Genomic DNA, 12,053 nt, shown 5'->3' with positions numbered 1-12,053 from the left:
TAACAATGGATGACACGATTAAATTCAACCGACAAACTTACGGCTCATTACCTAACGCTGAAAAATAATAAGGATAATGGCTTAATCAATACGATGAAAAAGTTAATTTAAGATACTGAAATATACTGTTAAAAAATTAGCAAAGAGGCTAATAGGGCTTACTGGCTACAGAAAATTAGCACATCAAACCGCGCATTTTCTAGCGCTGTTATTTACATAATAAAGAGTCATTCTCACGTGTTCGGGCTATTCGCGTTACAAAAGTACACTTAGGATAAGGACGCGGCTTCACACGGCCCATCCTTATTTGTTAGTTAGTTTGCATACCGCACAAATCACACGATTTAATTAAATTGAACATTTCATGCGATCTATTATAATCTAACTGTACCCTCAATTGAGAACTGACCATGCATACATTAACAGCGAATGATGCCAAACGAAATTTCGGCGAACTACTTTTAAGCGCACAACGTGAGCCAGTAAAAATTAGCAAAAACAGTAAAGATACTGTCGTTGTCATGTCCATGCGTGACTTTGAAGAGCTAGAAGCTATGAAAGTTGAGTACCTCAAACACTGCTTTAAGTCTGCGAAAGAAGACTTGGACAATAAAAACGCTGTTGATGGCGAAAGCTTTCTGAATTCGCTATAACTAACTTATGCAAAAGAACAAATACAAGCTAAGTAACTTAGCGCAATATCACTTGCGCAAAGTAAAAAACTACACTGTTGAAAACTTTTCTGAATTGCAGTGGCACAACTACAAAGACTCTCTGCTATCAGGGTTTCAAATGCTAGCTGATAACCCCGGTTTTGGAAGAAGCTGTGACGACATATACCCAAATGGCTTTTACTTCCCGATTGGAAAACACACTGCTTATTTCACCAAAGAACATGACTTTATCTTAGTCGTTGCTGTCTTAGGTCAATCACAGCTACCCCAGAATCATCTGAAATAACACGACTTTCACCCTAAAGATCATAACTGGGGCGGGATTGTATCCATACAAACTAAAACGCCCAATTCAGCTGCTCCGAAGGCGTCAGCTAGAATTGCTTGTTGAGTTGATATTGTAAATGGCTCACAGGGAGTGCCTTGATGAAAAACCATTTGCCAATGCGCCCGAATTGCGCACCCAAATGCCTTTGAAGTCATCACGGCTGCATTACATTTTCTGATAGTACTCTCAGTTCATAGTTTTGTTGAGTAAACTCTGGATTAACTTCATCTGGTATTCGGTTTAAAGCATCAGTTTTATAAAATGGAATGCCTGTGCTTGGAATTTCCATAAAATCGTCAGCTAATAATCGTTCTAGTTCTTCTCGCGAGGCCCTTACATCTGATCTTAATAAGAGTTGCTCAAGCTTTATTAGTTCACACTTTAAATTTTGCATTAACTCTCCAATCACCTTAACGCCTCAAACCGAGCATTTTCTAGCGCTGTTATTTACATAATAAAGAGTCATTCTCACGTGTTCGGGCTATTCGCGTTACAAAAGTACACTTGGAATAAGGACGCGGCTTCACACGGCCTATCCTTATTAGTTAACTGTATTCCTTACACCAAGCGAATTTCTAATTTTTTACCTAATGCAGAGGCAAAGCGTTCAAGGGTTGATAATTTAACATCATCTGAATGGTTTTCTATTCGTGATATAGCACTTTTTTGTGTCTGGAGCTTTGTTGCTAGATCGACCTGAGTTAATCCTGCATCTTTACGCGCTTCTTTCAACAAGGCACCAAATTTAAATGATTGATAACCTTCTTCATATCCGTCAGAAAAATCGATGTCACTTGCTTTACGGTTAGCTAAATATTTTTTTAAGTCACTCATATTATTTCCTCGCTAAATAGTCTTTACGACGGCTTTCTGCAATTTTGATTTCTTTTGGTGGCGTTTTTTGTGTTTTCTTTTGAAAACCATGATTAAGAACAACTAAGTTATCACCATCAAAAAAGCCTAATAAACGAAATATATTCCCACCAACTTGTACTCTCACTTCCCAGATATTGTCAGTATTAACCAGTTTTTTAAGGTATGTTGTTGGAATATTGTCCAATTCTTCAATTAACTGAAGTACCCAAGCTACTTTCTGCGCTTGCTTACCCGAAAGTGAATCTAAAAATTCGGCTATCGGACATTTACCGTCTTCGGTAGTATAAAAGTCTATATTTCTCATACACAAATGTTAACACCAATGTGAACTTTTGCAAGCTGGAATTTTTCGCTTTGTACAGTTAACACCTTAATCAGTCGACACGCTAGCGGTAGGCTGGATTGAATTGTGTACGCCCATCATGGGCATCAACGAATGAGGTGAAAGTCCTCTGCAGGGAGATCACCGTTTAAATAACATGCTGTTATTAAACGTTAACTACTAGCAAATGGAAATTAACAATGGGTGGTACGGTTATATTCTTCGGAATGAATCCAGCTCTACGCCGTCATCCTCGAGTGCTTTTATCGGGGATCCAGGTGTTTATGCTTCGTCAAAATAAAAGTAGAACCGTCTAAGTTCACTTTAGTGGCGAACCATGACATTCACTCAACGACACGCAGCACTTCTTTTGAAATATAAAGTCCTTGTAGCTCAGCCGCCCCGTCCATGGGGCGGACGGTCGCCTCGTAAATCAATCATGATTCACCTTATCGGCATTATCTTAATCTGCAGAAACTACAAAGCTCGGTCAAAAATTAACAATGGGTGGCACGGTTTTACTCTGATTAGGCCATTACTAACAAAAAGCTATTTTACGTTAAACGATCCTGTCGAATTGACATACAGCACCACTTCCGTTTTAGCATCAATCACATGTTTACCCTGTGTATCTGAGCTAAAAAAGCTGCTTGGCGTTAATGCTGTTAACGTTTTTTGATTATCCCATTGATAGGTTGCGCTGCCTTTTACCACTACAGCTTTAAGTGCACTGTCGCTTTCAATCGTGCCTTTAAAACCAGCAGGGAGTTTAACAAAACTGCCATTGGCGGCGTCTGGTTTGCCCCATAGGTAACTGATTTGGGCATTGCCCGCTTTAAGCCAGGTTGCGTCATCTACATTTAACCAAAACAAGTTGTTTTCAGACACGTTAATCGGACGTTCACCATTATCAAATGCTTGATCTACTGGTTTAACCAAATATGGGCCGCTGTCGATTTCGAGGTAAATAAGATTATCGTCGCCATTGGCGGCGGTGATATGGTTCTCACCGGCAGGTTGAGTCCAAAACGATCCGCTTGGTAGCCACATAGTATCGGCACCTGGGTCATCGTTATGCATTAAGCCTTCAATCACGATACCGCGGTAAGTGATGTTATGAATATGAGGTGGAGATGAAAAGCCTTTCTTAAACTTCACCAGCATTCCGGTCGCCACGTCTTTAGTACGGTCACCCCACAGATCTGCCGCTTTCGGGCTGGCGTCACCGCGTGCAGGATTAAGCATTCCCCAATCAATATTGTCGGTAGAAATAACAGTATGGTCATTTGCCATCACGGGTAAAGTCATCGCACCTAAAAGGCCTGCAATAGCGGTCATTGTTAATCTATTCATGAGTTACATTCCATCATATTAAAAGAAAAAGTGGTCTTGCTTTCATCGATGCATAAACAAAAATCAATTTATAACGCCTCAGCGATATTGGTATCTTAGCGGTAAATCGGTATGTGCATCGAAATAATGTAGTCATGATAGTCTTTTATATTTATTCGATAAACGGGGTAATCTTTAATATACTTTCGCGAAAACGTGGATAATCAGATAGCGTTTCGTATTAACATTACGTTGCAAAACTGATGCTCATTAAGCTGCTTTTGGAAGAATAGACATACAACAGGAAGATACATGAAGATTGCTGATTTACGGGTACTGCTTAAAATCGCAGAACTTCAATCTATCACAGCTGCCGCTAATCAACTCGATATTAGCTCTTCTGCTGCAAGTATTGCGTTAAAGCGTATAGAAAATGAAGTCGGGGTGCAGTTATTTGTGCGCACCACGAGGCAATTACGTTTGTCTGCTGAGGGCGAACGTTATCTTCCATTATGTCAGCAAGCACTGGATTTATTGCAGCAAGGCCAGTTCGCGATAAACGACGAACGTCAATCTATCAATGGCGAAGTGCGCATGGCGATGTCGTCGGAGATGGGCCGCAATCTTATGCGAGAGTTACTCAATGATGTGTTAGCGCACCACCCCGATGTGACTTTACGTCTACATATTAGTGATACCCAAGTTGATTTTTATCGTGATGGCGTTGATGTGGCGCTACGAGCAATGATCGCAGGCGCGGCAGACGAGTCGAATTTTTATGGTTTTAAAATCTGTAACATCCCACATTTTTTATGTGCTTCACCTCAGTACCTCGCCAAACACGGCACACCAACTAATCCAAGCGAACTCATGGAACACAATGCATTACTTTATAAGTTGTATAAAGTGACCCATGACAGCTGGTTGTTACTTCATGGCGACCAAGAGCATAAAATTAAGATGACCAGTAATCGGGCATGTAACGATGGCGATCTGGTGCGCCGCTGGTGTGTTGACGGTGTTGGCATTGCAAAAAAATCAGCTATTGATGTCGCCCAAGACATGCTAGCAGGACGACTACAAAGAGTGATGCCAGATTACCAAATCCCAGTGACAGAATTATGGTTAGTATTACCAAGCAGGCAGATGATCACACCCGCTATCCGTTTGATCCGCGATGAGCTAAAACAAAAAATTAATGGGCTGAGAGCTGAACTCGTTGAAAACCATATTCTAGCCGAACACGAGTGGCCAACAGATGAATCAATTGAAGGTTGATTTATCACTGTTCTGCATAGAAAATAGCGCCTAGTTAAAGTAATAGTTAAAGCAACTGTTAACGTGATCGTTAACGTAATAAATAACGCATAGGAACGGCAAAAAGATGATGACAAAATGGGCGATACGTTTTTTACAAATGGCCGAACTCGTAGCATCTTGGAGTAAAGATCCCTCCACCCGAGTCGGCGCGGTCATCACCGAAAACAATCGCATCGTCTCGCTAGGCTTTAATGGTTATCCTCACGGAATATCTGACAGCGCTGAAACCGATAACCGCGAAATGAAACTGCTAAAAACACTCCATGCAGAAGAAAATGCCATATTACATGCCAAGCGAGATCTTAGTAGTTGTGAGATTTGGGTAACTCACTTCCCCTGCCCTAACTGCGCCGCCAAGATTATCCAAACTGGATTACGCGCAGTACATAGCCCAAAACCCAACGACGATTTTCTGTCACGTTGGGGCGACAAAATTAAAGTCAGCGAAGATATGTTTGAGCAAGCCGGTGTTCAAGTCGATTGGATGCAAGTTGATTAACCCTACTTTTCAACGTCGTTCCGGCAATGCAGTTAATATCAATCAGCACAAAATGGTTAATGGGGTGCAAGTAGACTAATCCTATTTTTCAACGTCGTTCCGGCAATGCAGTTAAGCCGGAATCCAGGTGTTTGCTTTTTTTGTACAGCATCATAGAAACGGCAAAAGCGAATAAGGTCAAACCGTTCGATTAAACCGAATACTACTTAGAACAAGTAACAGACCCTGATTGTGACCTCAACAATCTCTTACCCTGACTGGTAAAACAAAGCAAGCATAGTTGCCGGACGCATACAATATAAATGAAGACTTTGACTAGGTTATACTTTAGTTTAGAACCCAACTAAATCCTGCCCCAAAAAAAACCTAATTCTTGATAATTATCAAGTAAATATATAAAATTAAAATAATGTGAACTATTTATAGATTCACTAGTTTAAAAAGTATTTATAGGTAAAACAACGATAGTTTTTTCAAGGATGTTTATGAAATATTTTATTGTACCGATCGCTACCATTATCTTCCTCTCAGGCTGCACTTCTGCTGATATATTAAGGAAACCTGGTGAAGTATCTAAACAAAGCCAATATGCACCTCAAAATGAAACACCTAAAGCTAATAATATTGGTATTATGCGATATCTAAACGAAGGTGCTGAATTCGTTAGAGAAGCAAGACGAGAAGATGCATATAAGAAAATGTATAACCTATGCAATGGCAAGTATGAGCTCGTAGATGAGGCCGATTCAGAAACAACACCTACAACCTTTATAAACGAGACCAGTACAGGTTTTACTGCTCAAACATTATCTTCAACATATACATATATTTATTTTCGGTGTACTTAGTTTTATCTGCAGACTGTATTCGAGTGTGCTTATATGTTAGCTAGCCTTTTTCTGTTTAGGTGACCACTACAAGTAGGGGCAGAATAAATTGTTGTTTTAGCTTAATCAGGCCCCTGCTAAAATCTAAACAAACAGATTTTCCACGACAAAGTCACCATTTGTAAAGCTGTTAAGGCAACCCATACTTATTCAATGAAATAATTGTTATAAAATAGCTATAAAGATATTGAATATAAGCGTAAAAACCAGTTATTGTTTCAGCAAAGAAGGAATGCGTTCAGACGACTTTTTTATGAAAGAGTTAGTCTGAAAGAATCAAATCAGGGATGAATCTATAACCACAGCGCTATCATTTACACAAAGCTATAGCACAGCGCTTATTCCCCCCTTGATCTTCCAAATAAACGATTGGGTAATTAGTTTATATAATAGGTAACGCTGACCCATTCACTTTTAACCCTGACCAAAATTACTTTAAGAGATATTTGAGTTAAAGCGAAGCAGAGAAATGATGAAAAAATCAACTCACGCCCCATTTATTAATAGTTATTTATTAATAGTTATTATCTTCCTATCTACAGGCTGCCAAAATAGCAAGAGTCAACAGAGTAGCACTACGCAAGCGTCTATGACGGTTGAAATTCAACAATCAGAAGAGCAATACGTAAAGCCATTAACCAGTACATTGAAAACGGCTACATCTCATCAAGATGCGACGGCTGAATATCAGCTAAAAAATGATACAAACACAGTTAGGAAGTCCTCAACACCGTCAAAACCAGCTGAGATAACACCAATAGAGACTCAAACAAAACCATTTATGGTTCCCGCAACAAAGATTAGACAACCGTTAGAAGAAAAATACGAGTTGCCAATTTCTGATCCAACGACAAAAGAGTACATGCCAAAAGATACCAAACAAATATCCACTGAAGCAGTGTCTACGCCATCGACAGAGTCTAAACCACAAGTTCCAAACACTAAACGACACCAAAGCTCAGAAAAACACGATGATGCATCTGAAACGACGCAAGTATCGAATATACCGCATGAACCACCATCGCTGCCAAAAATCATGCCTGACATACGAGCCCCGGATAGATACAAGCACCCCTTACAGCATGCTAATAAGATTATATTTATGCTGGGTGAAGATGATAATGGTCACTATCTCTATGGTGAAGGGCCACTTTTGACGGGTGCTCATGAAAAAATGCTGCGTTATATCAACTTTTATAAAGAAAGTGGTATTGAGCTAAAGCGTCTTATGCTCCACAGTCCTGGCGGGTTAGTGAAAGAGGGACTACTGATTGGCAACTACATTCGCCAAAATAACTGGACTACCGACAGTGATAAACATATGCGTTGTTATTCTTCGTGTGGTTTTATTTTTGCTTCTGGTGTAAAAAAACGCATTCAGAAAGGTGCTGAGATAGGTTTCCATCGACCTTATATTCCGACTAAAGAAGACACCCCTGAATTTATTAAGCAAGTTTATGATGAATATCAGCCTTATTGGAGTTACATCCAAGGGGATCATGCGCTCTATGATATTTTTATGAAACAGTATGGTCGTGACGATATGTATATCCTACGCTCCGGCACGATTAGCAAGTATATGCAAGTTGAGGTCTACTAATGGAATCAGTTCAGAATAAGCGCGTTTGGAGTACATTGAACTTAGAATTGCCGCAAGTAAAAAGCTTGTCAATTATGTTTCTCACCTTAATTATGGGCATATTGATTGTCATTTTTAATGTACAAGGCTATGGCAACTTATTCCCCGATGAAAAATGGTTTGGTATAGCAACCCCATTTGCTGCACTACTAGGCGTAACCGAACTTGCAGTGCTATGGTGGAGCTCTCAAGTTATTTATCATTGGCCTAGCACTAGTCGAATTTTAAAATGGGCACTAGGCGCAGTTACATTAGCTTTTTTCGCGTTAAGCTTCAGTGGTATTAACAGCTATCTATCAAATCTGGCAACCAAAGATTTCACTAACGTACAAATTGATAACGAATATAACCGTAATAATGAGCAACTAGTTGAGCAAAGTCGCAATGCACAAGCTGATATTAAGCAAGAGCTTGAACAGTTACGCCAGCAACGCAGTGAAATTATCTCAAGCATGGATCTTAAGAACCAGCAAATTAACCACGCCAATCAACTAGCCAGCGACCGCCGACTTAAAGCACTTGTATGTAATGACGTTCCAGACTGCAAGGCTGCTGTAGATAAATATGAAGACGAAGCAAATCGAATTAGTCAAGATCTTCAAAGCTTAAGTAATCAACGCAACAACCTAGATGCTCGTATCAACCGTAAAGAGGAAGAGTTAGATATTCTATCGAGTACAATCAATCAATCTTTATCTATGACAAAATATAACCGTGATAAAAATGCAGGCACACAAATTGCCTTTGAACAAAAACAAAATATTTATGCCAATATAGTACTAAAAATCACAGGTTGGTTCGGCTGGCAACCTAAAGATCCCTTTGGTGTTTTTATAAATTTCGTCTCAGGATTGATCTACCCAATGTATTTTCTACTAAATCTATATAACGCTCTAAATTCGCCTGAAAATTGTAAAGCTAGAGAAAAACGAAGAAACCAGCTGAGTGAAAAATCTTCGGTAACAAACAAGTTAATCCTTCGTTTAACACGACAACTCCGTGCACGACTATTACGTAAAAAACGAGAAAATGCTAAAAGACATTGCGTGCTTCAAGAGCAAAAAGATATTCGTAGCGTACTAATGATGCGATTAATTCGCTATTTTCGAGTGTGGGCTAATCGACGCACTAAAACTCGAATCAAAGAAGTTGAACGAATAGTTGAGATACCGACTATTGTCGAAAAGGAAGTTGATAAAATTGTTGAAGTGCTGGTTGAAGTTGAAAAACTAGTCGACAAGATTATTGAAGTCGAAGTTATTGTAGAAAAAACAGTGGAAGTAATCAAAGAAATCCCCGTTGAGGTGCGTGTCGAAGTCCCTGTTGAAGTAGATCGCATAGTTAAAGTTGACCAACAGGTCCCAGTTTACATTGATAGAATAAAAGAAGTCCCTGTGCCCTACTTTATTCCTGATCCGCAGATATTGGTGCACGAGCGCATAATCCCAGTTCCTGAAGGCATTACGGGCGAAGAACTTGAAGCAATACTTAAGGCGCAACCAATATTAAATCAAGAAGCTAGGACTCAACAAAATTCAGTACGTGCAGATAATCAGTTGGACACAGTTTCTCAGCCAAAAGATAAGCATGAAGTATTCAATTTTGAGGAAGCCCAGCATGCACAGCCTAGATCTTAGCTACTTAAGGCGTCATGAGATAGCCAAGCTTAATAAACCGAACAAGAGCAAAAACAAGACCAATGACAAAGCTACGAAAGTTGACGCTTCAGATAAACACCCAATCAAAATGGATATCCAGAACAATGCGTCCGATATTACTAAAAGCAACTCAATAAAATCTGAGCCTGTCAAAATAGTCGACCCTAAAGCCGAAAAAGAAGATATCCAAGAACAGATCAAAGTTGAACAAGAACGTAAACGATTAGCCGAAATCCAACTTGAGATAACGAAATTGCAAGATGAGCAAAGAACTGCTCAGCTGAATAGTAAATACAATTATGACCAACGCTATCAGGCACTCGAAAAACAGTCCAAAACAGATAGGGCTGCCCACATTTGGCAGTGGATGAAACGAATATTAATTGTACTATTTTTACTGCTGATGATTACACTACTCGCTCTTCTGCTGTTTCGAGTTTACAGGTGGACAGTGGAAGCCCCACTAATTAAAGAAGTCATCAGAAAAGTTGAAGTGCCGGTAGAGAAAAGAATTGAAGTTCCTGTTGAAAAACAAATTATTCCCGAGGAATGTAGCCAAGTTCGTCGCAATGGGAAAATATACATCAACTGTGATGGAAAAATTATTGATGGAACGCCCACTATAGGGGATGCAAAGATTAACGAAATCCCAGAATTATTAAATTAATAGTAAAGGAAGCCACATGAACACATCTCAAGGTTTTAACCTACTGTCCACCAGCATATTCATATGCAGTTTATTTTTCAGCGTGGAAGTGTTCAGTGCGGAGGTTTTGGGTGCGGAGGAGTTAGGTGCAGAGAGTACGGCAAATATCGACACCAGCAAACTGGGTGATATAAAAGCGGTTAAATTTAATAACCCACAAGTGATGACCTCGGGTTTACCCACAGAGCCGCAATTTGCACAACTTGCTCAAGCAGGTATCAAAACTGTGATAAACCTCATTCCTAACGACAACCCAAATGTATTAGCCAATGAGCAGCAGATTGTTACGCAACTGGGTATGAACTATCACAATATCAGTGTGGACTGGCAAAACCCAACCCAAGAGAACCTAGCGCAGTTTTACAGCCTAATGCAGCAATATGGCGATGTACCAGTACTAGTGCATTGTGCAGCCAATTACCGCGCCTCTGCCTTTTATTATTTGTATCAGACCAGCCAAAATACCGCGCCGTCAATGGCCGAGGCACTGACGCCCTGGGGCGACTTGCAACAAAGCTTTGCAGAGTACCCGCAATGGCAAAAGCTTATTGAAGAAGCAACTCAGCAATCGCTAACTCAATCGTCAGAGGATTAATAAGGCGACCGTTTTAGCCTAAATTTTCGTTAACATTAGCTTATCTGTCGTCTATAGCTCTTAAAAATAGCCGGATCCCAGATAACAACATTCGAGGATGACAGATTGGCGCCAAATATCTCACTGCAATGCTTAAAAAACCAAGTTTCAGCACTCAATAATAGCGGCTTAAAGTTATTCCCTGCCTGTAACTGTATCTAGGGTCTGTGCAAATACCGTTATCTACTGCAGCGTACTAGGCCCATTTAAGTCCATTTTATACAAAGGCGCTGGGATTTTCTCTGAGGTAATATAAATACTCTGGCCATCCTGGCTAAACCCAACAGCTTCGGCTTGTTTTAGTGCGGGCAGTGCAATCTGTTGTGGTGTGGTTGAAAACAAGCTTAACCAGTCACCTTGTGTGGTTTGAGTAAAATAAAACGCGTGGGTATAGGTTAATATCACCGCTGATAAACCATCTGCCGAGATATCCATTGCGGTGGGGGTTCCGGCAAATCCTGCCCAGGTATAAATGCTGACATAGTCGAGCACGGCTGTCGGCAATGGCGCTATCTCGCCTAACCGTTTGGCTTGCTGCTTAATTATTTGAGTAGATGAATTATTTGATCCACTTTGCTGCGCTGGAGCGATTAACGGCAGCTCGTATAACACGGGCGGCGTGTCACGTTTGGTCAGTAACAGTATTTTACCCTTGATGACATCGACTGCGACTGACTCACAATCTCGAGCCTCATCTGGGTAAGTAAAAGTCATACTCCAAACCGGTTGGGCCGATAGGTTTTTTTGGCCTTTAAGCAAGCTTAAATCGGGCTCTTTGATCAAATGTAACTGATATTGCGATCGCCTCGCCTGGTTATCACCCACATCGGCAATCAATAGGTACGACTCGCCTTGGTAAACAAACGAGGCAATGTCTTCCCAATCGGTATTGTTTACACCACGAATATTGACTGTGGCTAACTGCTGCCCCTGAGTATCGATAGCAAAAATTCTTGCGCTGTCGCCGCTGTCGTTGTGCACCCACAATATATTGTCATTAATCCGCGATACCGCTAGGCCGCTGGCTTCGTCAATAGACGGCGCAGTAATGTTGCCTGCTTGGCTCATGCCCGTTGGCATCGCGCAGGCACTGGTTGATAAGGCTAGGATTAAATATAAAAATACAGTAAGGCGGTTAAACATAATAATGACTGACTCAGGCTGCGACTGACAAAAGT

General features: G+C 40.5%; 14 protein-coding genes. 9 read left to right on the top strand and 5 right to left on the bottom strand.

The window, feature by feature from the left end:
- Positions 1-410 precede the first annotated feature (410 nt).
- A complete protein-coding gene (locus IEW93_RS01350) occupies positions 411-653 on the top strand; it encodes a type II toxin-antitoxin system Phd/YefM family antitoxin (RefSeq protein WP_188736149.1) in 243 nt (80 codons plus the stop codon).
- A 7-nt stretch (positions 654-660) separates the two neighbouring features.
- On the top strand, positions 661-960 hold the full coding sequence (locus IEW93_RS01345) for a type II toxin-antitoxin system RelE/ParE family toxin (protein ID WP_188736147.1): 300 nt from the start codon (positions 661-663) through the stop codon (positions 958-960).
- Positions 961-1,156: 196 nt separating this feature from the next.
- Here the strand turns inward: IEW93_RS01345 and IEW93_RS01340 are convergent, their stop codons facing one another.
- The 4 genes from IEW93_RS01340 to IEW93_RS01325 all read right to left on the bottom strand — a co-directional run bounded on the left by IEW93_RS01340 (position 1,157) and on the right by IEW93_RS01325 (position 3,508).
- On the bottom strand, positions 1,157-1,396 hold the full coding sequence (locus tag IEW93_RS01340; RefSeq protein ID WP_188736145.1) for a DUF4440 domain-containing protein: 240 nt from the start codon (positions 1,394-1,396) through the stop codon (positions 1,157-1,159).
- A 164-nt stretch (positions 1,397-1,560) separates the two neighbouring features.
- Complete coding sequence (locus IEW93_RS01335) at positions 1,561-1,836, bottom strand: helix-turn-helix domain-containing protein (RefSeq protein ID WP_188736143.1); 276 nt, start codon at positions 1,834-1,836, stop codon at positions 1,561-1,563.
- 1 nt (position 1,837) lies between these two features.
- Positions 1,838-2,182, bottom strand: coding sequence for a type II toxin-antitoxin system RelE/ParE family toxin (locus IEW93_RS01330; protein WP_188736141.1), 345 nt, complete (start codon positions 2,180-2,182; stop codon positions 1,838-1,840).
- 567 nt (positions 2,183-2,749) lie between these two features.
- Positions 2,750-3,508: a DUF4437 domain-containing protein gene (locus tag IEW93_RS01325; RefSeq protein ID WP_188736514.1), complete on the bottom strand. Its 759-nt coding sequence runs from the start codon at positions 3,506-3,508 to the stop codon at positions 2,750-2,752.
- A 336-nt stretch (positions 3,509-3,844) separates the two neighbouring features.
- On the opposite strand from IEW93_RS01325, the gene IEW93_RS01320 reads away from it, so the two are divergent.
- From IEW93_RS01320 to IEW93_RS01290, 7 genes are all read left to right on the top strand, one after another.
- Entirely contained in the window at positions 3,845-4,810 is a 966-nt protein-coding gene (locus IEW93_RS01320; protein ID WP_188736139.1) for a LysR family transcriptional regulator, read from the top strand.
- Between the two features lie 106 nt (positions 4,811-4,916).
- On the top strand, positions 4,917-5,351 hold the full coding sequence (locus tag IEW93_RS01315; protein ID WP_188736137.1) for a dCMP deaminase family protein: 435 nt from the start codon (positions 4,917-4,919) through the stop codon (positions 5,349-5,351).
- A 485-nt stretch (positions 5,352-5,836) separates the two neighbouring features.
- The gene (locus IEW93_RS01310; RefSeq protein ID WP_188736135.1) at positions 5,837-6,199 is read left to right on the top strand and encodes a hypothetical protein; all 363 of its coding nucleotides are present in this window, start codon (positions 5,837-5,839) and stop codon (positions 6,197-6,199) included.
- 508 nt (positions 6,200-6,707) lie between these two features.
- Positions 6,708-7,838: a hypothetical protein gene (locus IEW93_RS01305; RefSeq protein WP_188736133.1), complete on the top strand. Its 1,131-nt coding sequence runs from the start codon at positions 6,708-6,710 to the stop codon at positions 7,836-7,838.
- Complete coding sequence (locus tag IEW93_RS01300; protein WP_188736130.1) at positions 7,838-9,514, top strand: IMCp domain-containing protein; 1,677 nt, start codon at positions 7,838-7,840, stop codon at positions 9,512-9,514. The genes IEW93_RS01305 and IEW93_RS01300 overlap by 1 nt, the downstream gene beginning before the upstream one ends.
- Positions 9,495-10,202 carry a hypothetical protein gene (locus IEW93_RS01295; RefSeq protein WP_188736128.1) on the top strand — a complete coding sequence of 236 codons (708 nt, stop codon included), beginning with the start codon at positions 9,495-9,497 and terminating at the stop codon, positions 10,200-10,202. Before IEW93_RS01300 ends, IEW93_RS01295 begins: the two co-directional genes overlap by 20 nt.
- Before the next feature lie 16 nt (positions 10,203-10,218).
- Positions 10,219-10,836: a protein tyrosine phosphatase family protein gene (locus IEW93_RS01290; RefSeq protein WP_188736126.1), complete on the top strand. Its 618-nt coding sequence runs from the start codon at positions 10,219-10,221 to the stop codon at positions 10,834-10,836.
- Positions 10,837-11,058: 222 nt separating this feature from the next.
- Here IEW93_RS01290 and IEW93_RS01285 read toward each other — a convergent pair whose 3' ends face one another.
- Positions 11,059-12,018, bottom strand: coding sequence for a hypothetical protein (locus IEW93_RS01285; RefSeq protein WP_188736124.1), 960 nt, complete (start codon positions 12,016-12,018; stop codon positions 11,059-11,061).
- Between the last annotated feature and the right edge of the window lie 35 nt (positions 12,019-12,053).

Source organism: Shewanella inventionis (assembly GCF_014641855.1).
Lineage (GTDB): Bacteria > Pseudomonadota > Gammaproteobacteria > Enterobacterales > Shewanellaceae > Shewanella > Shewanella inventionis.
The sequence above is the reverse complement of the archived record's forward strand: the minus strand, read 5'-3'. Positions and strand labels throughout refer to the sequence as shown.

Bases quoted from the DNA above. Each gene is read 5' to 3' on its own strand.
- IEW93_RS01325 (WP_188736514.1), bottom strand. From the start codon at position 3,508: ATGACTTTACCCGTGATGGCAAATGACCATACTGTTATTTCTACCGAC.
- IEW93_RS01310 (WP_188736135.1), top strand. From the start codon at position 5,837: ATGAAATATTTTATTGTACCGATCGCTACCATTATCTTCCTCTCAGGC.
- IEW93_RS01320 (WP_188736139.1), top strand. From the start codon at position 3,845: ATGAAGATTGCTGATTTACGGGTACTGCTTAAAATCGCAGAACTTCAA.
- IEW93_RS01340 (WP_188736145.1), bottom strand. From the start codon at position 1,396: ATGCAAAATTTAAAGTGTGAACTAATAAAGCTTGAGCAACTCTTATTA.
- IEW93_RS01335 (WP_188736143.1), bottom strand. From the start codon at position 1,836: ATGAGTGACTTAAAAAAATATTTAGCTAACCGTAAAGCAAGTGACATC.
- IEW93_RS01350 (WP_188736149.1), top strand. From the start codon at position 411: ATGCATACATTAACAGCGAATGATGCCAAACGAAATTTCGGCGAACTA.
- IEW93_RS01300 (WP_188736130.1), top strand. From the start codon at position 7,838: ATGGAATCAGTTCAGAATAAGCGCGTTTGGAGTACATTGAACTTAGAA.
- IEW93_RS01290 (WP_188736126.1), top strand. From the start codon at position 10,219: ATGAACACATCTCAAGGTTTTAACCTACTGTCCACCAGCATATTCATA.
- IEW93_RS01295 (WP_188736128.1), top strand. From the start codon at position 9,495: ATGCACAGCCTAGATCTTAGCTACTTAAGGCGTCATGAGATAGCCAAG.
- IEW93_RS01285 (WP_188736124.1), bottom strand. From the start codon at position 12,018: ATGTTTAACCGCCTTACTGTATTTTTATATTTAATCCTAGCCTTATCA.
- IEW93_RS01315 (WP_188736137.1), top strand. From the start codon at position 4,917: ATGATGACAAAATGGGCGATACGTTTTTTACAAATGGCCGAACTCGTA.
- IEW93_RS01345 (WP_188736147.1), top strand. From the start codon at position 661: ATGCAAAAGAACAAATACAAGCTAAGTAACTTAGCGCAATATCACTTG.
- IEW93_RS01330 (WP_188736141.1), bottom strand. From the start codon at position 2,182: ATGAGAAATATAGACTTTTATACTACCGAAGACGGTAAATGTCCGATA.
- IEW93_RS01305 (WP_188736133.1), top strand. From the start codon at position 6,708: ATGATGAAAAAATCAACTCACGCCCCATTTATTAATAGTTATTTATTA.